Annotated in this window: 17 protein-coding genes; 6 read left to right on the top strand and 11 right to left on the bottom strand. The window is 71.0% G+C overall.

What is annotated here, in order from left to right; all coding sequences use genetic code 11:
• Positions 1 to 7 precede the first annotated feature (7 nt).
• The 3 genes from J1M64_RS06120 to J1M64_RS06110 form a co-directional block, all read right to left on the bottom strand.
• Positions 8 to 865, bottom strand: coding sequence for an anti-sigma factor (locus tag J1M64_RS06120; protein ID WP_206473471.1), 858 nt, complete (start codon positions 863 to 865; stop codon positions 8 to 10).
• Positions 862 to 1,443, bottom strand: a complete 582-nt coding sequence (sigK, locus tag J1M64_RS06115; protein ID WP_206473469.1) for an ECF RNA polymerase sigma factor SigK — start codon at positions 1,441 to 1,443, stop codon at positions 862 to 864. The genes J1M64_RS06120 and sigK overlap by 4 nt, the downstream gene beginning before the upstream one ends.
• Positions 1,444 to 1,517: 74 nt before the next feature.
• Positions 1,518 to 3,077: a molybdopterin-dependent oxidoreductase gene (locus J1M64_RS06110; protein WP_374220842.1), complete on the bottom strand. Its 1,560-nt coding sequence runs from the start codon at positions 3,075 to 3,077 to the stop codon at positions 1,518 to 1,520.
• A gap of 492 nt (positions 3,078 to 3,569) precedes the next feature.
• Between J1M64_RS06110 and J1M64_RS06105 the strand changes: the two genes are divergently transcribed.
• Positions 3,570 to 4,247: a fasciclin domain-containing protein gene (locus J1M64_RS06105; RefSeq protein WP_163376192.1), complete on the top strand. Its 678-nt coding sequence runs from the start codon at positions 3,570 to 3,572 to the stop codon at positions 4,245 to 4,247.
• Positions 4,248 to 4,425: 178 nt separating this feature from the next.
• Here the strand turns inward: J1M64_RS06105 and J1M64_RS06100 are convergent, their stop codons facing one another.
• Genes J1M64_RS06100 through J1M64_RS06090 form a run of 3 tightly spaced genes read right to left on the bottom strand, consistent with a single transcriptional unit; the run spans position 4,426 to position 9,262 of the window.
• Positions 4,426 to 6,237 (bottom strand): acyl-CoA dehydrogenase, encoded by a 1,812-nt coding sequence (locus J1M64_RS06100; RefSeq protein WP_163376193.1) that lies wholly within the window; start codon positions 6,235 to 6,237, stop codon positions 4,426 to 4,428.
• Between the two features lie 49 nt (positions 6,238 to 6,286).
• On the bottom strand, positions 6,287 to 7,258 hold the full coding sequence (locus J1M64_RS06095) for an SDR family NAD(P)-dependent oxidoreductase (protein ID WP_206473465.1): 972 nt from the start codon (positions 7,256 to 7,258) through the stop codon (positions 6,287 to 6,289).
• A 9-nt stretch (positions 7,259 to 7,267) separates the two neighbouring features.
• Positions 7,268 to 9,262 (bottom strand): penicillin-binding transpeptidase domain-containing protein, encoded by a 1,995-nt coding sequence (locus J1M64_RS06090; protein WP_241261208.1) that lies wholly within the window; start codon positions 9,260 to 9,262, stop codon positions 7,268 to 7,270.
• A 63-nt stretch (positions 9,263 to 9,325) separates the two neighbouring features.
• On the opposite strand from J1M64_RS06090, the gene J1M64_RS06085 reads away from it, so the two are divergent.
• The gene (locus J1M64_RS06085; RefSeq protein WP_182634060.1) at positions 9,326 to 9,829 is read left to right on the top strand and encodes a DUF4112 domain-containing protein; all 504 of its coding nucleotides are present in this window, start codon (positions 9,326 to 9,328) and stop codon (positions 9,827 to 9,829) included.
• Between the two features lie 40 nt (positions 9,830 to 9,869).
• Here the strand turns inward: J1M64_RS06085 and J1M64_RS06080 are convergent, their stop codons facing one another.
• Both J1M64_RS06080 and J1M64_RS06075 read right to left on the bottom strand, forming a co-directional pair.
• The gene (locus J1M64_RS06080; RefSeq protein WP_241261206.1) at positions 9,870 to 10,973 is read right to left on the bottom strand and encodes a hemolysin family protein; all 1,104 of its coding nucleotides are present in this window, start codon (positions 10,971 to 10,973) and stop codon (positions 9,870 to 9,872) included.
• Positions 10,970 to 12,331: a hemolysin family protein gene (locus tag J1M64_RS06075; RefSeq protein WP_069390358.1), complete on the bottom strand. Its 1,362-nt coding sequence runs from the start codon at positions 12,329 to 12,331 to the stop codon at positions 10,970 to 10,972. Before J1M64_RS06075 ends, J1M64_RS06080 begins: the two co-directional genes overlap by 4 nt.
• Before the next feature lie 226 nt (positions 12,332 to 12,557).
• On the opposite strand from J1M64_RS06075, the gene J1M64_RS06070 reads away from it, so the two are divergent.
• A complete protein-coding gene (locus J1M64_RS06070; RefSeq protein ID WP_206473463.1) occupies positions 12,558 to 14,033 on the top strand; it encodes a peptide MFS transporter in 1,476 nt (491 codons plus the stop codon).
• A 167-nt stretch (positions 14,034 to 14,200) separates the two neighbouring features.
• On the opposite strand, the gene J1M64_RS06065 is transcribed toward J1M64_RS06070, so the two are convergent.
• The gene (locus J1M64_RS06065) at positions 14,201 to 15,463 is read right to left on the bottom strand and encodes an Ig-like domain-containing protein (protein WP_206473461.1); all 1,263 of its coding nucleotides are present in this window, start codon (positions 15,461 to 15,463) and stop codon (positions 14,201 to 14,203) included.
• A 176-nt stretch (positions 15,464 to 15,639) separates the two neighbouring features.
• On the opposite strand from J1M64_RS06065, the gene J1M64_RS06060 reads away from it, so the two are divergent.
• The 3 genes from J1M64_RS06060 to J1M64_RS06050 are packed head-to-tail and all read left to right on the top strand — an operon-like array spanning position 15,640 to position 17,749.
• The gene (locus J1M64_RS06060; RefSeq protein ID WP_206473459.1) at positions 15,640 to 16,302 is read left to right on the top strand and encodes an SDR family oxidoreductase; all 663 of its coding nucleotides are present in this window, start codon (positions 15,640 to 15,642) and stop codon (positions 16,300 to 16,302) included.
• A gap of 22 nt (positions 16,303 to 16,324) precedes the next feature.
• The gene (locus J1M64_RS06055; protein ID WP_067719033.1) at positions 16,325 to 16,762 is read left to right on the top strand and encodes a hypothetical protein; all 438 of its coding nucleotides are present in this window, start codon (positions 16,325 to 16,327) and stop codon (positions 16,760 to 16,762) included.
• Between the two features lie 21 nt (positions 16,763 to 16,783).
• Entirely contained in the window at positions 16,784 to 17,749 is a 966-nt protein-coding gene (locus J1M64_RS06050; protein ID WP_067719170.1) for an NADPH:quinone oxidoreductase family protein, read from the top strand.
• 162 nt (positions 17,750 to 17,911) lie between these two features.
• On the opposite strand, the gene J1M64_RS06045 is transcribed toward J1M64_RS06050, so the two are convergent.
• Both J1M64_RS06045 and J1M64_RS06040 read right to left on the bottom strand, forming a co-directional pair.
• Positions 17,912 to 19,756, bottom strand: a complete 1,845-nt coding sequence (locus tag J1M64_RS06045; protein ID WP_163376198.1) for an acyl-CoA dehydrogenase — start codon at positions 19,754 to 19,756, stop codon at positions 17,912 to 17,914.
• 128 nt (positions 19,757 to 19,884) lie between these two features.
• The gene (locus tag J1M64_RS06040; RefSeq protein ID WP_067719039.1) at positions 19,885 to 21,045 is read right to left on the bottom strand and encodes a pyridoxal phosphate-dependent aminotransferase; all 1,161 of its coding nucleotides are present in this window, start codon (positions 21,043 to 21,045) and stop codon (positions 19,885 to 19,887) included.
• Positions 21,046 to 21,131: the final 86 nt, after the last annotated feature.

Below are 21,131 nucleotides of genomic sequence, written 5' to 3'. Positions count from 1 at the left end.
CGCCGGGTCAGTCGATATCGAGGGCCAGGAGGACCTGACCGGTCGGCGCCGGCGATCCACCCGCGGGCTCCTCGGTGATGCCGATCTGCTCGGAGTTGCGGATGCCGTCGATCTGCGCCGAGGGCGACGGTCCGACCTGGCCGGACTCCATGGTCCCCGCCGAGATGGGCTCATGGTCACCCATCAACCACAGCTGGTAGGCGCGGCCGGTGGCCGGCTCGGGGAGGTCGGTCATCGAGATGACCGCCATGTCCGCCGTCTTGGACGCCAGGACGGTGGCGGTACCGGTCGCGCCGACCTGGCCGCGGACCACCGCGAGGTCCTCCGCCGCCAGCAGCGAGGTGACCTTGCCGGGCATCGACGGCGGGGCCGCGACGGGCACCGAGCTGTCGCCCCCTGCGCCGTCGGTGATGCGACCGATTGTCACGCCACCGGCGACCAGCACCACGGCGGCCGCCGCGGCGGCGAGGAACGACAGCGGACCGGGTCGCCGGCGCTCGCGCTCCCGGCTCAGGTCGACCACGTCGGTGCCTCCGCCGGGCTGATCCCGGTCGGTGTCCCCGGCGTCGGCCGGCCGGGCCGGCCCGCGGGGGGCACCGGCAGCGGCCAACTCCAGGACGCGATCCCGCAACTGCGGCGGAGGCGCGGTGTCGATCCCGGCGTCGGCGACGATGCCGGCGACGACCTCACGCGTCGAGGCGATGTGCGCCAGCATGGACGACTTCTCCTCGGGCGACGCACTGACCAACGCCGTCTCGACGGCCTCGGCCTCGTGCTCGTCCAGGGCGTCCAGGGCGTAGAGGTCGAGGTCCTCGGGACGGACGCTGCCCAGGTCCGACGGATGATCATGGTGACGAATGCTCATGACAGCTCACCTCCCAGGCAGTTCTTCAGGCGACGGAGACCGTCGCGGATTCTCGATTTGATGGTTGGTAGCGCGGTGCCGAGATGGTCGGCGACCTCGCGGTACGTCTGTCCGGAGAAATAGGCCATCTCGATGGACTCGCGCTGGTTGTCCGTGAGGGTCCCCAGGCATCTGCGGACCTCCGCGGCGTCCTCGTCGCGGGAGATCTGCTCGGTGACCTGCTCCGCGATGTCTCCGGACCGGGTGAAGTCCGACGCCGCGTCCATCTCGTCGCGCCGCGCGGCGGACGTCTCCGACCGGACCCGGTCCACCGCCCGACGGTGCGTGATGGTCAGCAGCCAGGACTGCACCGATCCCAGACTCGGCCGGTAGTCGGCAGCCTGCTTCCAGACCTGGAGGAAGACCTCCTGCACGGTCTCCTCGGCGTAACCCGGGTCCCGCAGGACCCGTAGGGCCAGGCCGTAGACGCGCGGGGACATGAGGTCGTAGAAGCGGCCGAAGGCCTGGAGGTCACCGGAGGCGGCGAGCTCGAGCAGGCGCCCCGGGTCGGTCAGTGGCGGGGCGACTGGCTCGGACACGGTCACCAGTCTAGGGCCAATGCGGTCCGGGTCGCGGGGCGGTCGTGTCGGCGGCCTGCGGATGTCCATGAGGGTCATGTCGTCACCACCCGGAACGTCCGGCTGTGCCAGCCCGTGGCGCCGCTCGGGACGGGCGCCCGCCGCTCCTCGGGTTGTACCCGGCCGGTCCCGTCCGTCGCGCGGACGTGCAGGGTGTGCAGGCCGGGCTCGGCGTCCCAGGTCCACGACCACATCCGCCAGGTGTCGACCGAGTACTCCTCGGACAGTCGCGCCTCGCGCCACGGACCGTCGTCGACCCGGACCTCGACCCGCTCGATACCGCGACGCTGCGCCCAGGCGGTACCCGCCACCACGACCGGCCCGGGCGGCACCTCGGCGAGTGGCGCGGGCCGGTCGATACGGCTGGCCGTCCGGATCGGACCCCGCTCCGCCCACCCGCGATCCGTCCAGTACGCACTGGCCCGGTCGAAGCGGGTGACCTCCCAGTCCACGACCCACTTGGTCGCCGAGACGTATCCGTAGAGCCCGGGAACCACCTGCCGAACCGGGTAGCCGTGCTCGAACGGAAGCGGTTCGCCGTTCATCCCCACGGCCAGCAGGGCGTCGCGCCCGTCGGTCAGGGCCTCGAGTGGGGTACCGGCCGTCCAGCCGTCGACCGACGTCGACAGCAGCATGTCGGCGTCCGGCAGGGGCCCGGCCTCGGCGAGCAGGTCGGCGATGGAGAAACCGGTCCAGCTCGCGGTACCGACCAGGTCGCCACCGACCTCATTGGACACGCAGGTCATGGTGACGATGCGCTCGCGGGCCTCCCTGTCGATCAGCGACTGCCAGTCGAGCTCGATCTCGCGCTCCACCATCCCGTGGATGCGCAGTCGCCAGTCTGCTGTCCTCAGCGAGGGGACCCGGAGAGCGGTGTCGATCCGGTAGAACTCGTCGTTGTCGGTGAGGAACGGGGTCACGCCGGGCGCGTCCGGAACCACACCTGTCGGCACGGCAGGCGCGGCGTTCCGCGCGAGGACCCGGGGCAACTGCAACCCGGTGCGTTCGGCCACCGCCTCGGCGGCGCGGCGGGTCAGGGCCATTCCCGTGGCACCGGCCGCGGCGATGACGGCCACCGCCGACCCGGCCAGGACCAGGAAGCGTCGACGGTCGGGATCCCGCCGCGTCGCGGTCTCCGCCGCGGCGGCGCCGGGCGAGGAGGGACTTTCCGCGGTGCGGGCGGAGGCTGCCCCCTCCGGGCCTCCGGCGGCTGCGGCGACGGGGAAGGCGGGGAACAGGGCGCCGATCATCGCCCGCAGGGCCACGATCGAGACGATCGCACCGAGCACCGTCGGCAGTGCCCACAGCGGCCCCGCTGTCGGCCGGGTCACCGCCGCTGCGGTGCCGATGAGACCGAAAAGGGCGAGCACGATCGTGCCGGCGGGGCGCCCCCGGCGCTCGATGAGGCCCACCACCACGCCCGTCACGACGAGGATGACCGCCAGCCCGGCCATCAGTGCAGGCTTGTCGGCGGTACCGAGTGCGTCGATCGTCACCTCGCGCACCGCGGAGGGGGCCCGGTCGACCACCGAGTCGGCGACGGCGAGGAACGGCGACGACCCGGGGGCCACGACTCCGGCGACGGCATGACCCACCGCGACGGCGAGACCGGTGGCGAGGAGGCCCGCGCCGGCTCTGGCCGCGACGAGGGATCGGGTCTGTGGAGTGTTCACGTCCTTGATTCGGAGCCGGAGCCCGGTCGGACGGCCCGGTCGGCCTGCCCGGCGGGCCTGCACGGCCGGGCGCACCCCCGGCGACCCCCGGGAGTCAGCGCGGCCTCACCCCGCGCGGTGCCCGGCGTCACCGGGACACCTCCCCGACGCCCCGCGATCGGCATCCGCTCCCGCGCATGGCGCATTGCTCGCGCGGATGGACGCGCCGGCGACCGCCGCCCCCGGGGAGGGCGTCTGGCCTGCGCATCTGTTCACGCGAGACGCCATCGTGACGGGCGGCGGCAGGTGGCTGCGGCTGGCGGCCCGAGAAAAACTTTCGGCCCGGACCCATCCGGATCACGGGGGGCGGCGAAGCACTGGTGACCCACCGCACAGAGCCCCACACCACAGGGGCTCCACCGAAAGGACAGCACAATGGGCATCACGATCTCCCGCCGAGTCGCCTCGATCGCCGCAGCCGCCGCGGTCTCCGGACTCGTCCTCGCCGGCTGCTCGACCGACGACGGAGGCGACACCGAGACCACCGCCGAGGGCACCGCCAGCTCCATGATGAGCACCACCGCCTCCTCCGAGACCTCGTCCATGGAGGCCGAGCCGGCCGGCATGCTCGTCGGCCCCGGGTGCGCGGATTACGCCGAGGCCAACCCGGAGGGCCCGGGCTCGGTCGACGGCATGGCGATGGAGCCGGTCGCCACGGCCGCCTCCAACAACCCGCTGCTGACGACCCTCACCGCCGCCCTGTCCGGCGGCGTCAACCCGGACGTCAACCTCGTCGACACCCTCAACAACGGCGAGTACACCGTCTTCGCCCCCGTCGATGACGCGTTCGCGCAGATCGATGACGCGACGATGGAGGCGCTCCAGACCGACGCCGACCTGCTCACCGGCATCCTGACCTACCACGTCGTGGAGGGCCAGATCACGCCCGACGAGATCTCCGGGATGCAGACCACTCTCAACGGCGCTGACGTCGATGTGACCGGTTCCGGCGACGAGCTCATGGTCAACGGTGCCAACGTGGTCTGCGGTGGCGTCGAGACCGCCAACGCCACCGTCTACCTCATCGACCAGGTCCTCATCCCCGAGGAGTGATCTGACCGATCGCCGCGGACGGGTGCCCTGAACTCCCGCCCATCCGGTGAGGTCGACCAGACGAGACGAGGCCCGGGCCGACGCGAGAGCGCCGGCCCGGGCTTCGTCGTGCGTCGCCGCCGAGCGGTCGGCCGAACCGGGCGCGGTCCGGCCACCAGGAGCGGGCCAGAACCAGAGGTCAGAACCAGTCGTCGCGCATGTCCAGCGTCGTGCGGTCGCCCGCGGCGAGCAGGTCGAACTTGGCGTCGACGATCGGGAGCTCGCGGCGCAGGAAGTACTCCGCGGCCCTGAGCTTGCCCGCGGCGAAGGCGTCGTCCTCGTCGTCGGTGCGCGCGCCCAGTGCCATCACCTGTTCGACCCAGATCCAGGCGATCACCACATGCCCGGCGGCCTCGAGGTACTCGGTGGCGTCGGCCAGGAAGGCCTCCGGATCCGTGGCCCCCACCTCCGCCAGCGCGGTGGTGACCTCGATGAGGCGGGTGACGCGCGGGCGCAGCAGCGCGGCCATCTCGGCCGCGGACCCGCCCGCCTCGGCAGCCCGGTCACACGCCTGGGTGATCCGCCCGGTCAGCGCGGCCAACCCGGCCCCGCCACCGGCCATCACCTTGCGTCCCAGCAGGTCCTGGCCCTGGATGCCGTGCGTGCCCTCGTGGATCGGGTTGAGACGGTTGTCGCGGTAGTGCTGCTCCACGTCGTAGTCGATGGTGTAGCCGGCCCCGCCCAGCACCTGCACCGCGAGCTCGTTGGCCTTGAGACACCACTGCGAGGGCCACGATTTGGCGATCGGGGTGAGGACGTCGAGCAGCATCTTCGCCGCCGCCGACTCCTCCGGGGATCCGGTCTTCTCGTCGTCGACCAGTCGCGCGCAGTACAGCCCCAGGGCGAGGGCGCCCTCCACGTACGATTTCTGGGCCAGCAGCATGCGGCGCACGTCCGCGTGGCCGGTGAGCATGACCTGCGGCGATGACGGGTCCGCCCCGACCTGCCGGCCCTGGGGACGGTTCCGGGCGTAGTCCAGCGACTTGAGGTACCCGGTGTAGCCGATGGCGGTCGCGCCGAGGCCCACGCCGAGCCGGGCCTCGTTCATCATGGTGAACATCTTCTTGAGGCCGGTGTTCTCCTCTCCGACGAGGTACCCGACCGCGCCCGCCTCACCGCCGGGGGTGTGCATGCCCTGGCCGAGCGTGGGCATGGTGTTGACCGTGCCGCGGAAGCCCATCTTGTGGTTGAGGCCGGTGATGACGATGTCGTTGCGCTCGCCGATCGTGCCGTCGTCGGCGACCAGGAACTTCGGCACGACGAACAGGCTGATGCCGCGGGTGCCCGCCGGCGACCCGGGAACCTTCGCCAGCACCAGGTGCACGATGTTCTCGGCCATCTGGTGCTCGCCGCCGGAGATCCACATCTTCTGCCCGAACAGCCGGTACGTGCCGTCGGGCTGCGGCTCGGCCCGGGTGGTGATGTCGGCGAGGTTCGACCCGGCCTGCGGCTCGGACAGGCACATCGTCCCCGTGAAGCGGCCCTCGATCATCGGCTTGACGTACCGCTCGATCTGCTCGTCGGAGCCGTGCTCGATGAGCAGGTTGGCGTTGCCGGTCGTGAGCAGCGGGTAGGCCGCGGTGGAGATGTTCGCGGCGTAGAACCAGGCCATGCACGCCAGGTAGGCGGTGTAGGGCAGCTGCATCCCGCCGACCCGCTCGTCCATCGCCGCACCCACGAGGTCGGCCTCGGCGAACTTCGCCAGCGCCTCGCCGATCTCGGGGATGAGCTCCACGTCCTCGCCGACCAACCGGGGCTCGGTGAGGTCGGCCTTGCGGAAGTGGGGTGCGAAGTACTTCTCGGCGAGTTCGACCGACAGGTCCACCACGGAGTCGATCGTCACGCGCGAATGCTCCGCGTACCGCTCCCGTTCGCACAGTTCGGCGACGCGGAGCCAGTCGTGGAGGAGGAAATCGAGGTCGGCGCGGGAGAGCAGGTGCGAGGGGGTCATGCCCCGCAGGGTACTAGCGGGCGGTACCAGCGGGGGCCGCCCCCGGTGCTCACGCGCCCGTTCCGCCGGCCTCGGCGCCTGCCCCGTCCGTGGCGCCCGCCCCGCCCGTGGCCCGTGTCGCCGCCGCGAACTTCTGGCCCATGCCGAGCATGGTCCTGGCGTACGCGGCGGGCAGGAACCGCTTGGCGCGGTAGGACTTGCGGGCGTCGGGGTCGGGGAGGATGAGGAACTGCTTGGCGTCCAGGCCCGTCATCACCTCCGCGGCGATCTCGTCGGCGCCCCGCTCGGAGCGGTCGATGAGCTTGCTCGCGAACCCGCTGGCGGCGGGGTCGGAGGCGTTGAGGCTCGAGGCGAGGTTGGTGCGGAAGAAGGACGGGCACAGCACCGACACGTCCACGCCGAACGGCTCGAGTTCCCACCGCAGGCTCTCGGAGATCGCCACGACCGCCGCCTTGACCGCCGTGTAGGAGGACATGGTGGGTGGGTGGACGAGTCCGGCGAGCGAGGCGGTGTTGACGAGGTGACCGCTGCCCTGTGCCTTGAGCATCGGGACGAAGGTGCGGCATCCGCGCGCCACGCCGAGCAGGTTGATGTCGACGATCTGCCGCCAGTCGTCCTCGGTGAGCATCTCGATGCGGCCGCCCTGGGCGATGCCGGCGTTGTTGACGAGCACGTCCAGGCCGCCCCAGATCTGCTCGACCTCGGCGCGTGCGGCCTGCCACTCGTCCTCCGAGCGCACGTCGAGCCGCAGGTAGTGGGCGTCGGCGGGCACGGAGTCGGGGCGGTCGTCGGTGGGGGCGAGGTCGGCGATGATCACCCGGTCACCGCGCTCGAGGAACGCCGTCGCCAGGGCCAGACCGAGGCCGGACGCACCGCCGGTCACCAGGACGCGGCGGTGGGTGTCCGCGGGGGAGGGGGACGACGACGAGAACGGCAGCCGGTCCAGGCCGGGCAGCGGCAGATTCTGCAGGGATAGATCGGACAGGGTCAATTCAGGGAGCGAGACCTTGGGCAGGCGCATGTGCCGAAACTACCGAGCGGCCAGCGGTGCCGGTTGTCCGACACCCCCGAGGAAGTCGGCGGCCATCTCCACCGCTGGGCCGGACGAGTCGGCGCCCTCGATGAGGACCGCGACCGCGATGTCCCCGGTGAAGCCCACGAACCAGCCGTGCGACGGCCCGCTGCCCACCTCGGCGGTGCCGGTCTTGCCGCCCAGTCCGGGCACGGACCTCGCGGCCGTCGCGGTGCCCGACTGCACGGTCTGCACCATGTAGCGGCGCAGGGTGTCGACCACGGCCGGGTCGAGCGGCTCCGGGGAGTCGTTGGCGACCGCGGGCATCCCGTCGATGAGCTGCGGCAGGATCATCCGGCCACCGTTCGCGAGCGACGCCGTTATCACCGCCATGCCGAACGGGCTGGCCAGTACCTCGCCCTGCCCGATCGCCGCCTCGACCCGGCCCGGGCCCTGCTCGGTGACGGGCACCTCACCGGTGTAGGTGTTCAGCCCCGGGGTGAAGAACCCGACGCCGAGGCCCAGCTTCGCGGCGGTGTCCTTCATCGCCGCGGGTTCCAGGCGGTCGCTGATCACGGCCTGAGTGGTGTTGCACGACCGGGCGAACGCCGTCTCCAGGGGGACGGGGCCCAGTTCGAAGTCGTCGTCATTGGGGATCGTCCGGCCCGAGACGGTGACCGACGCCGGGCACGGCACGATCTCGTCCGGGCCCACGACGCCGGCGGAGAGCGCTGCGGCGGTGGTGACCACCTTGAAGGTCGACCCCGGCGGGAAGCGGCCCTCGAGGGACACCGGCCCCTGCCGGTCGGCGGCGGAGTTCTGGGCCACCGCCAGCACGCCGCCGGTGGAGGGCTGGATCGCGACGATCGACGCGGCCAACCCGCTGCCGTCCACGGCCCGCTGGGCCTCACGCTGCATCGAGATCTGGATCATCGAGACCAGGTCGTCGACCTCCCCGGCCGGTGCGCCACCGATCTCGATCGGTTCGGCGCCGGGGTTGACGATCTGCACCGACCAGCCGCCCTCGGACTGCAGCGCCTCGATCCAGGCGTCGGGCAGGCCGGTCAGGGCGGGGGAGTCCAGGTCGCGGTCGGTGCGGATGAGCTGGCCCTGCTCCGGCAGGCTCACGCCCGGCACCGCGGCGAGCTGATCGCGGATCGGGTCGATGTCCGCGGGGCGCAGTGTCACGACCTGGTACGGCTGGTCGCCCGCCTCGGCCATCCCGTCGCGGATCGTCTGCCCGGTGATCGTCGGTGCGGCCCCGCTGACCAGCGATGCGACCGCGTCCGCCGAGCCGGCGGCGTCGGGTGCCAGCGTCACGGCGGTGACCGGCGTCCACTGCATGAGCGGCTCGCCGGTCCGGTCGAGGATGTCGGTGTCCCAGTCGAGTTCCTCGGCGAACGTGAGGCGGCCCCCCTCCGCCAGCCGGGTGTCGAGCACCGTCGGCGCCCACTGCACCTTCCACTGGTCGCCCACCTCGGTCGTCCGCACCTCGCCGCGGGTGGTCACACTGCGCGTCCCGGCGTCGGCCGTCTCGTCCCCGCCGGCCGGGCCGGAGCCCGCCTCGTCGTCGTCGCCACCAGAACCGTCGTCACCGGAACCGTCGTCGCCGCCCTCGTCCCGGTCACCGCCGGCGGTGCCCATGTCCCACGTGATCTCCACCGTCACCGGGTCGCGGTCGGGACGCCCGTCGTCGCCCGTGGTGGCCGCGGAGATCCCGGGCAGTCCCATCCCCTCGACGCTCGCGATGATGGTCTCCTCCGCGGCGGCCGGGTCGGTGGTCAGTCCGGCCGCGCCCGCCACGTCGCCGCGGGTGAGTGCGGCCAGGAACTGGTCCACCTCGTCGGCACCGGTGTCACCGGTCAGCGCGGCGCACCCCGACCCCACCACGACGACGGCGAGGGCCGCCGCCACGAGGCCTGCGGCGCGACGATGCGGGTGCCGGGTCGCGCCGGGATCGCGGTGGGGCCGCAGCGGGCGGAGACTCGGCTGAGAGGCGGGCGTGGGCATCATCTCTCCACGAAACCAGATCCCGGGCCCGGGCGCACCGGGAGCGCGGACCGTAGGCTCGGGCCCGTGAACCCCGACCGTCCCGACCCCGCCCCGGCACCCGTCGACCGCACCGGTGTCTCCCCGGTCACCACCGGTCTCGCGCGCGTGCTCGACGACCTCGTCCGCATCCCCGGCACCCGCTATCGCGTCGGTCTGGATCCGGTGATCGGGCTGGTCCCGGTGGTCGGCGACGCGGTCGGCACCGTGTTCGCGGCCGCCGTGTTCGCCGAGGCGGTGCGCAACCGGGTGCCCGTGCGGATCCTGTTCCGGATGGGCTGGAACTACCTGGTGGACGCCGTGCTCGGGCTGATCCCGTTCGTCGGTGACGTCGCCGATGCCGCCCACAAGGCCACGTCCAAGAACCTGCGGCTGGTCGACCGCACCATCGCCGACGGCAGACGCGTCGACACCGGGGCGCGCGGCTACCTGCTGAGGGCGATCGGCGCGGTCGGGCTCATGCTGCTGGTCCTGCTGGGGATAGCCGGGCTGGCGCTGTTCGGCGTGGTCTGGCTCATCAGCCGGATCTGACCCGCGCCGGTCCACCTGCGCCGATCTACCCCCCGCCTATCTACCCCGAGGTGACGGGCAGGAGGCGACGGACCACGTCGTCGAGGGTGAGGACGCCGCGGACCTCGGAGACGTGGGTGCCCGGGTGCCCGCCGGATTGTTCGACGACGACGAGGTGCGCCCGTGCGTCGCGCATCCGGCGGAACGCCTCGGCGACGGTCAGGTCGTGCTCGAGGGACAGGCTCGACCGCATGAGTTCGCGGGCGGTGGCCGGCCCCTCCACGTCGATGGCGTCCCGCGCGTGCACCACGCCGACGGCGGTGTCGTTCTCGAGGACCAGTAGCCGCAGGTGGCCGGTGCGGCGGGCGGTGTCGCGGATCTCGCCCGGGGTGGCGTCCGCGCCGACGGAGGACATCTCCTCCGGCGCGGCGGGCGTGTCGACCCCGCGCTCCCCGAGCAGGTCGCCCACGGTGAGCTCCTGCAGCTCGAGGGCGCTCAGCAGCTGGCGCTGATGGGTGTCGTCCAGGGTCCCCGCCTCGCCGGAGTGCCGCACGAGCTCGCGCAGTGAATCGGCGTCCTGGCCCGCGGACACCTCGTCTCTCGACTCGACACCCAGCCGGTGCAGGATGTTGTTCGCCATCGCGTTGAGGGCGACCAGGAGTGGGCGGGTGAGCCAGAGGAACGCCCGCATCGGAATAGCCAGCAGGGTGGCCGAGTACTCGGGATGCGTGATCGACCACGACTTGGGGGCCATCTCGCCCACCACGAGGTGCAGGAACGTCACGATGATCAGCGCGAGGATGAACGCGATGACGTCGGCGGTCCACAACGGCAGGCCCCAGCCGGAGAATACCGGGGTGAGCCAGTGGTGCACGGCGGGCTTGGTGATCGACCCCAGCGCCAGCGCGCACAGCGTGATCCCCAGCTGCGCACCCGCCAGCAGGAGGGTGAGTTCGGAGGCGTTGCGCAGGGCCGCCCGGGCGGCCCTGCTGGTGGCGGCGGCGTCCTCGAGGCGGTGGCGCCGCGCGGAGATGAGGGAGAACTCGACGGCCACGAAGAACGCGGACGCCGCGATGAGCAGGACGGTCGCGGCCAGGACCACCCAGGGATTGCTCATGAGTCCGGACTGGGCCTCGGCGGCCATGAGGGTCGTGGTGGGGGTCATCGTGTGGCCTCCTCGACCACGATATGCAGCTCGGCGGGGACGCGACGCTCGAGACGACGGACCTCGGCCCGCAGGACGCGATCGGCGGAGACCTCCTCGAGGATGTCGGTGTCGGGCAGCGGGATGTCCACCCGGTCGCCGACGTCCGGCAGGTCACCGATCGTCTCGACGACGAGGCCGCCCAGCGTCTCGGCGTCGACCTCGGGCAGGGTGATGTCGAGCAGGCGCTCGACCTCGTCCAGGTGGGTGTCGCCCCCCAGGACCCAGCCCAACCCCTCACTGACCGGGGCGTCCCCGGCGGCCTGCGGGTCGTGCTCGTCGGCGATCTCCCCGACGATCTCCTCCGCCATGTCCTCCATCGTCACGACTCCGGCGAACCCGCCGTACTCGTCGACGACCACGGCCATCTCGGCCTTCTGTTCGCTCAGGCGCGCCGCCACCTCGGGCAACGGCAGGGAGGTGGGCACGACGATCGGGGCCCGCATGACCTCCGACACCAGGGTCAGGGAGGTGTCCCGCTCGTCGTCGCAGATCACCAGCAGGTCGTGCAGGTCGACGATGCCGATGACGTCGTCGGAGTCCTCACCGACCACGGGGTAGCGGGTGTGGCCGGTGGCCATCTTCGACAGCACGTCCGGGACCGCGTCCTCCCCGCGGACCACGTCGGTACGGGAGCGCGGGATCATCGCGTGCTCCGCCGGCTGTCCGGGGAAGTCGAGCATCCGGTCCAACAGGCGGCTGAGCTCGGGGGAGAGTTCGCCGGTCTCGCTGGACTCGTGGACGATGTGCTCGAGGTCGCGGGCGGTGGCGGAGTGCTCCTTGTCGTGCACCGGCTCGATGCCGACGGCCTTGAGCAGGGCCTCGGACGCCTTGTCGAACAGCCCGATGAGCCAGCCGAACAGCGCCAGGTAGATGGTGGTCGACCGCGCCAACCAGCGGGCGACGGGTTCGGGTTTGGCGATCGCCAGGTTCTTGGGCACGAGCTCGCCGAAGAGCATCTGCACGACGGTCGAGAACAGCAGGGCCAGGACCGTGCCCACGCCGACGCCGATGGCCTGTGGAACGGAGGCCAGACCGAGTAGTTCGCCCAGGGCCCGCCCGATGAGTGGCTCGGCCACGTAGCCGACGACGAGGGTCGTGACGGTGATGCCCAGCTGCGCACCCGACAGCATGAACGAGGTCCGCCTGGTGACCCCGAGTACGCGGTCGGCGACGGGGTCGCCCTTTTCGGCGGCAGCCCCCATCCGCGAGCGATCAACGGCCATGAAGGCGAATTCCTGCGCCACGAAGTAGCCCGTGAGCGCGGTGATGGCCAGGACGACGACGACGCCGACCAGGAGTGAGAGCGCGATGCTCATCCGGTGTCCCCCCTTCGGTGAAGGGGGCTGATAGATCGGGCCGGGGTGTCGGCTCGGCTCACTGGAGGTGCTCCTGCGCTTCTCGATTGCGCCCGGGGCAGATCGCCCGGGCTGATCAGTCCGATTCTCCCGTCTGGGGCACCGATTGTCGACTCCCACCCCTGCGGGGCAGCTCGCGCGGCACCGGTTTTGTCTGGCTCGGGGAGCAGGAGTATCACTGACTTACATGACAACTCGGAATGCCGAGGTGGCTCTCGCCGATTCGGACCGCAGGTTCTTCGGCCACCCACTCGGATTGGCGAACCTGTCGGGAATCGAACTGTGGGAGCGGTTCAGTTTCTACGGCATGCAGGGTCTGCTGGCGTACTACATCTACTACGCGGTCGGCGACGGCGGACTCGGCTACTCCCAGGAGATCGCAGCCTCGATCGTCGGCGCGTACGGCGGTCTGGTGTACGCCTCCGCGATCCTGGGCGGCTGGGTCTCGGACCGCCTCCTCGGCGCCGAGCGAACGCTGTTCGGCGCGGCCGTGATGATCATGCTCGGCCACCTGTCGTTGGCGCTCGTGCCCGGGGCGATCGGCCTGGGCATCGGCCTCGTGCTGGTCGGTGTCGGTGCGGGAACGCTCAAGGCCACCACCTCCACGGTGGTCGGTGACATGTACCGCCGGACCGACGACCGGCGTGACGCCGCGTTCTCGATCTACTACATGGCGGTCAACATCGGCGGCCTGACGGGCCCGCTGCTCACCGGAGTGCTGTGGGACAACTACGGCTTCCACTGGGGCTTCGGGGCGGCGGCCGCGGGTATGGCAGTCGGTCTCATCCAGTACATCGCGATGCGCGGCGCCACCCTCAAGGGAGTCGGCGCTGTCGTCCCGGACCCGCTCCCGCGGGCGCAGCGGGTCCGCTACCTGGGGATCGGCGCGGTCGTGGTACTGCTCGTCGTGGCGGCCATCGCCACCGGCCTGGTGCCGCTGGAGTCGCTGGCGGATATCGTCACCGCGATCGCGGTGATCGGCGCGATCGCACTGTTCGCCCTCCTCATCACCAGTGCGAAGACGGAGCCGGTCGAACGCAGCCGGGTGGTCTCGTTCATCCCGATGTTCGTGGCGTCGGTGGCGTTCTGGGCCCTGTTCCAGCAGCAGTTCACGGTGATCGCGATCTATTCCGACCAGCGACTGGACCGCAATCTGGGCGGCTGGGAGATGCCGGCGAGCTGGGTGCAGTCCATCAACCCGCTGTTCATCATCATCTTCGCCGCCGTGTTCGCGACGCTCTGGGTCAAGCTCGGGAACCGTCAGCCCTCGAGCCCGATGAAGTTCGCCCTCGCGAACCTCATCATGGGTATCGCCTACCTGGTGTTCCTGTTCTTCGTGGGCAGTGTGGCGACGCCGCTGCTGGGCATCGTCGGGATCCTGTTCCTGTTCACGATGGCCGAGCTGCTGCTCTCACCGGTCGGGCAGTCCCTGTCCACCAAACTCGCCCCGGAGGCGTTCAAGACGCAGATGGTCGCGCTGTTCTTCCTCAGCGTCTCGATCGGCAGCGCGTTGTCCGGCGTGCTCGCGGGGTACTACGACCCGACGGACGCCGGCGCCGAGCGCAACTACTTCCTCGTGCTGGGCGTCGCCTCGATCGTCCTGGCCGGGATCATGGCCGCGTTGTCGCCGTGGATCAGGAAGAACATGATGGGCGTGCGCTGACTCCGCCCTCAGACACCACGAGACAAGAAGATCCGCTATCCGGATTCCGGATCGGCTACTCCATTCGGGAGCGCCGATCAGGAATCCGGATAGCAGATTTCGTGGGTCGCATCGGCCGCGTGGGCCGCGCGGGCCGCGTGGGCCGCGCGGGCCGCGTGGGGGGGACGTCAGTCGGCGGAGCCGGACTGCCAGACCTCCCACGGCACCGACCAGTCACCGTTCTGCCAGACCCCGAGTTCGGGTCCGCCCGTGCCCTTGACCTCCACGACGTCGCCCGTCACGGCCTGGTCGAAGTACCACTTCGCGTCGGTGGGCGACAGGTTGAGACAGCCGTGAGAGGTGTTGGTGTTCCCCTGTGCCCACATCGACGACTCGAGCGCGTGGAAGTAGATCCCGTCGTTGGTGAGGCGCACACCGTGGTCGACGGTCACCTTGTACCCGGCGGACAACGGCAGGCCGTAGGTCGAGGAATCCATCACCACGGAACTGGCCTTGTCGAGCACCGTGTAGTTGCCCGGCTGGGTCCAGAAGTGCATCGTCACGTCGCCGTAGGTGGCCCATCCGCCCTTGCCCATGGAGGTCGGCATGACCCTCACGGGCTTCTGGTCGTGGTAGACGGTGACGGTCTTGGTCGCGTCGTCGGCGATCGCCACGCGACGCTCGCCGATGGTGAAGTCGGCTTCCGCGCTCGCCCCGCCCCACTGCCCGCCGCCGAGGCTGCGTCCCTCGACGTCCAGCGCGACCTGCACGCGCGTGCCGGGCTCGTAGTAGTCGCGGGGTCGCCAGTGCGCGGTCGAGTCGTTGAGCCAGAACCAATTGCCCTCGACCTCGGGGGTCGTCGTGACCGTCATGTGCTTCTCGGCCTCGTCGCGATCAGCGATCGGCTGGTCGAACCTGGCCGCGACGATGATCCCGACGCCGTACTCGCGGTCGGACTCGAGGGCGGCCCCGCCCGTGGTGACGAGGCTGGGCGTGACGACGGCCAGCGGATCGGCCATGGTGAACGTGCGGGTGTCGCTCCGGCTCCCGCCGGCCGCGCCCTCGTACGTGATCTCAAGGGTGTAGGTGCGCCCGTATCCGAGGGTGACGGCCGGCTTCCACTGGGAACCGTCGCGTGAGAGTTCGCCCTCGATCTCCTTGCCGGCATCGTTGGTGAGCACGGCGTCCGTGATGGTCCCGTTCTCCACGGTGGCCCGGACACCGTCCACCACGGCGACCTCCGTGGCACCGTCGGCCGGGGTCACCTCCAGCGTCGCCGGGGCGGGCGCCTCGGAGGTCGGAGTCGTGGGCGTCGTCTCCCCGGCGGAACCGACGGGCATCGGGATCGTGCACCCGGCGGTGACCAGGAGAAGGGCGAGGAGAGCGGCGAGCAGGCCGAGGGGACCCGGCACCGCCCGAGCAGAGTGGGTTCGAGACCTGGACAGGGACATGCGGTACTCCGAAAGAACGAACGCGGGGCCGCCGGTGAGTCCCGGCTTATGTCCACATGATGCACTCCGGGTCCGACACCGGGCCAATCGCCGGACCGACGGACGCCCGGTCGTTGTGGATTCGTGATCGAACCGGGGAGTCCCCGCTGGCGAACGCGGAGGCGTACAACGGAGAGATGACTATCGACAAACCAGTGACCATCATCGGCGGCCACGGCAAGGTCGGCCTCCGCGTCGCCAGGATCCTGTCCGAGGCGGGTGCCGAGGTGTATTCGGTGATCCGCAATCCCGATCACGCCGACGACGTCCGCGCCGCGGGTGCGAACCCTATCGTCGCGGACGTGGAGACGCTCGACGTCGATGGGCTCCGCGAGATCGTGCGCGGCAGCGGGGCGGTCGTCTGGACCGCCGGCGCCGGCGGCGGGAACCCCGACCGCACCTTCGCGGTGGACCGTGACGCCGCCATCCGCTCGATGGACGCGAGCGCCGCCGAGGAGGTGGGACGCTACGTCATGGTCTCCTACGACGGTGCGGGCCCCGACCACGGCGTCCCGGAGGACGACTCGTTCTTCCCGTACGCGGAGGCCAAGGGCGCCGCGGACGCGCACCTGCGCGACTCGGACCTGGGGTGGACGATCCTCGGGCCGGGGGCGCTGACCGACGAGCCCGGCGGCGAGACCATCGGGGTGGGCGACGACAAGCGCGAGGACCGGTCGACCAGCAGGGACGCGGTGGCCGCCGTCATCGCCGCCGTCCTGCGCCGACCGGACACCGCCGGTCGCACCATCGAATTCTCGGACGGCGACATCCCGATCGGTGAGGCGCTGACGAGGGAGTGACCGGCGGCGTTATTCTCTCCGCGTGAGGATCCTCGTGGGCGGTTCGTGGATCTCGGTGATCTGCGCGCTGCTCACGGCCCTGTGGAGTGTTCCGCAGTTCCTGTTCGAGGGCACGGTCACCCTCAGTTCCCACCCGCTGTTCGTGGTGCTGTTCCTGTTCCCGGCCCAGATCGGCGTCCCGGTGTGTCTGCTGGTGGCGCTCAACTCGCTGTTGATGGCGTTCCGTCGCCAGCTCACCACGAATCCGCGGCGGTTCCTGGCGGGCGGGCAGCTCATCACGGTCGTCCTGCTGGGCATCTGCGCAGCCCTCCTGATCTCGCCGACGACGTTCGGCCGCGAGTTCATCGTCATGGCGCTGGCCTTCCAGATCGGCCAGGTGTTCGTGGCGGTGGGGCTGGCCCTGCACCTGCTCCGCCGTCGGCGGCACCAGCGTGAGGCGGAGGGCGCACGCGTTCGGTGACGGGCTGACACTATGGACCGCATGCGTGCCATCCACATCTCCAGCCATGACGGACCCGCCGCTCTCGAGGTGGTGGACGTCCCCGAGCCCGACGCGGGTGCGGTGCTGATCGACGTCCACGCCGCCGGGGTGACCTTCCCCGAGGTGCTGCAGACGCGCGGCAAGTACCAGATCTCGCCGCCGCTTCCGTTCGTCCCCGGCTCGGAGGTGGCGGGCGTGGTGCGGTCCGCCCCCGACGGCTCGGGGTTCGCCGCCGGTGACCGCGTGTGTGCGTTCCCGGGTCTGGGCGGGTTCGCCGAGGTGGTCTCGGCCGATCCCGGTCAGGTGTTCCGTCTCCCGGACAGCCTGTCGTTCACGCAGGGCGCCTCGATCCCGATGAACGTGCTCACCGTCCACTTCGCGTTGGCCCACCGCGGCCGGCTGCAGGCGGGGGAGACGGTGCTGGTCCACGGCGCGGGCGGCGGGATCGGGATCGCGGCCACCCAGTTCGCGACCGCGATGGGTGCCCGCGTCATCGCCGTGGCCTCCACGGAGGAGAAGCGGGACCTGGCGCTGAAGGCCGGGGCGAGCGACTCGATCGCGCCCGAGGGCTTCAAGGACGCCGTGAAGGACCTCACCGGTGGGAAGGGTGTCGACATCGTCGTCGACCCCGTGGGCGGTGACCGGTTCACCGACTCCATCCGGTCCCTCGGTCAGGAGGGGCGGATCCTCGTCATCGGGTTCACCGGCGGCGAGATCCCCACGGTCAAGGTCAACCGCCTGCTGCTGGGCAACAAGAGCGCCGTGGGCGTGGGCTGGGGCGAGTACTGGATGTCCAATCCCGGTTACCTGCAGAAGCAGTGGGCCGAGGTCGAGCCGCTGCTGGCCGCCGGCAAGCTCGACCCGCTGGTGGGCGCCGAGTTCCCCCTGGAGCAGGCCACGGAGGCCCTGGAGCTCATGGACGGCCGCGGCGCGGTGGGCAAGATCGTCCTCACCACCGGCCGCTGAGTCCCCCCGTCCCAGGTCCCCGTCGAGAAGAGCGTTTCGCCCACTTCTACTCGGCAGACGCGGGCGAAACGCTCTTCTCGACGAGGGAGGGGCGGGGCGGGCCGGGATCGACGACGACGAGGTGCGCTGCCGCCCCGGCGGGCCGAGCCGGAAGGCCCCGACCTAGAACGCGCCCTCGGGCATGTGCATGACGTCCACGTCGAGCGCCTCGATGGTGGCCCGCGCGGCGCCGACCTGCGGCAGGTGGGCGCGGGCGAAGAAGTTCGCCACCGTCACCTTGCCGGTGTAGAAGTCGTGGTCGTCGCCGGTCGCCTCCGGCAGCCGGTCCAGCGCCACGCCCGCCTCGCGCAGGAGCATCCATCCCACCATGAGGTCGCCGACGGCCATGAGCAGCGGGACCGCTCCGAGCCCGATGAGGTAGAGCTTCTCGGGATCCTCCTGGGCGCCCATGAGGTGCTCCGTGAGGGTGCCGACCATCGACTCGACGTCGGCCAGGGCGCCGGCCACCCCGGCGCGCGCGGTCTCGAGCTCGGCGGGACCGGCCTCGGCGGCTCCTGCCTCGTCCACGGTGCGGTGGATCTGCGCCGCGACGTGGCCCAGTGCGGTCCCGCCGTCGCGGATGATCTTGCGGAAGAAGAAATCCTGCGCCTGGATCGCGGTGGTGCCCTCGTAGAGGGAGTCGATCTTCGCGTCGCGGAGGTACTGCTCGACGGGGTGGTCCTTGAGGTACCCGGAACCGCCGAAGCACTGCAGTGACTCGGCGAGGCACTGGTAGGACCGCTCGGAGCCCACCCCCTTGACGATGGGCAGGAGCAGGTCGTTGACCGTGTGCGCGAGCTCGGGCCCGGCGCCGGAGACGACCTCGGCGGACACGATGTCCTGGTGGGCGGCGGCGTAGAGGTACACCGCGCGCAGCCCCTCGGCGTACGCCTTCTGCGTGAGCAGCGACCGGCGCACGTCCGGGTGGTGGATGACGGTGACCTTCGTGGCGTCCGGGTTGCCGGCGTCGGCCATGTCGTTGCCCTGGACCCGCTCGCGCGCGAACTCGAGAGCGTTCAGATAGCCCGTGGAGAGGGTGGAGATGGCCTTGGTGCCGACCATCATCCGGGCGGCCTCGATGGTCTTGAACATCTGCTTGATGCCCAGGTGGACGTCACCGGCCAGGAACCCCACGGCGGGTCGGCCGTGCGCGCCGAAAGCCACCTCGCAGGTCGCGGAGGCGGCCAGGCCCATCTTCTTCTCGATGCCGGTGACGTAGACGCCGTTGCGCTCGCCCGGCGCGGCGGTCTCCGGGTCCGGCATGTACTTGGGCACGAGGAAGTAGCTCAGGCCCTTGGTGCCGGGGCCGGCGCCCTCGGGTCGGGCGAGCACCTGGTGCCAGATGTTCTCGAACAGGTCGCCGGTGTCGGCGCCGGTGATGAACCGCTTGGTGCCCTCGATGTGCCAGGTGCCGTCGGGCTGCTCGATCGCCTTGGTGCGCACGGCGCCCACGTCGGAGCCGACCTCGGCCTCGGTGAGCATCATGGACGACCCGTGGTTGCGCTCGATGATCTTGGTGGCCCACGTCTTCTGCTGCTCGTTGCCGATCGAGTGCATGATCCCGGCGAACAGCGGACCGGACAGGTACATGAAGATCGACGGGTTGGCGCCCACGAGGAACTCGCTGATCGCCCAGGTGACCAGGCGCGGTGCGGCCACGCCCCCGACGGCCGGGTCCACGCCGACGAGGCCCCAGCCGGCGTCCTGCCAGGCGCGGACGGAGGCCACGTAGTCGGGGTGGAGGGTGACCTCGTGGGTCTCGGGGTCGAAGGTGGGCGGGTTGCGGTCGGCGGTGGTGAACGACGCGGCGACCGGTCCCTCGGCGAGCGCGGCGGCTTCCCGGAGCATGGTGCGGACCGTGTCGCCGTCGAGTTCGGTGGCGTCGTCGCGCTCGAGGATCTCGTCGAGACCGAACACGTCGAACAGGACGAACTCCAGGTCACGTGGGTTGCTGCGGTAGTGGGACACGCGGGGCCTTTCCGACGACGGTGGTCCGCACCGGGTGGCGCGTCACGTGCCCACCGTAGAGCACGTCGCCCCGCGGTCGGCGCGATTACGGACCGCAGTCCGAAAGATTGGTGACGGTGGCGGACCCACTACCCCCGAAGGGCTCGCAACCGTCGCCCCGCCTCGTCGAGCACCTCGGGCCGTTTGCAGAACGCGAACCGCACCAGGTGGGACCACTCCGCCGAGAAGGCGTCGGTGAACGGGGCGAACGGCACCGCCGCCACGCCGATCCGCTCCGGTAACTCCAGGCACCAGGCCGCCGCGTCGGTCACCCCGAGTGGGCGCGGGTCCGCGGTGAGGAAGTACGTGCCCTGTGCGACGACGAGGTCGAACCCGACACCCGAGAGCGTGTCCACCAACTGGTCCCGCCGAGCCTGCATGTCCTGCCGCAGCGTCGCGATCCATCTCTGCTCGTGACGCAGGGCGTGCGCGACGCCCAGTTGCAGGGGCGAGGCGACGGTGAAGCTCATGTACTGCCGCGCGGTGCGGGCCCCCGCCACGAGGTCCGCCGGCCCGGTGAGCCATCCGATCTTCCACCCGGTGCAGTTGAGCAGCTTGCCGGCGCTCGAGATGCGCAGGGTCCGCTCGGCCATCCCGGGCAGCGTCGCAATCGACACGTGCTCCACCCCGTCGTAGGTGAGGTGGGCGTACACCTCGTCGGAGATGGCGATCGCGTCGAACTCGTGGCACAGCGCGGCGATCTGTTCGAGGTCCTCGCGCGGCAGGACGGCCCCGGTGGGATTGTGGGGCGAGTTCACCAGCACGGCCCGCGTCCGCGGGGAGAACGCGTCCCGCAACGAGTCCACGTCGAGTCGGATTTCGCCGCCCGTGCGGACCATCCTCGCGGCGCGACGGGTGGCGCCGGCCATCGCCACCGTGGCTGCGTAGGAGTCGTAATACGGTTCGATCACGACCACCTCGTCGTCGTACTCCACCAGGCCCACCACCGCGGCGGCGATCGCCTCGGTCGCGCCGACCGTCACCAGCACCTCGGTGTCCGGGTCGTGCACCAGTCCGGTGTGGGCGGTCTCGTGGTCGGCGGCGGCCCGGCGCAGTTCCGGGGTGCCGATGCCCGGCGGGTACTGGTTGTGGCCCTCCCGCATGGCGCGTGCGGCCGCCTCGATCATCGACTCCGGTCCGTCCGTGTCGGGGAAGCCCTGGCCCAGGTTGATGGCGTCGAACCGCGTGGCCAGCTGCGAGACCTCGGAGAAGATCGTCGTGGCGTGGGGTCGGAGTCTGCGGACCGTCATACGGGCAGCCTAGGTGTTCGGCCCACGGTGTTCGGCCCACGGTGTTCGGCACACGCAGGACGGGTGGCGCCGACCGATACCATGGG

The organism is Dietzia sp. KRD202 (assembly GCF_017168155.1).
Lineage (GTDB): Bacteria > Actinomycetota > Actinomycetes > Mycobacteriales > Mycobacteriaceae > Dietzia > Dietzia kunjamensis.
Note: the sequence above shows the minus strand (reverse complement) of the source record. Positions and strands in the feature narration are given on the sequence as shown.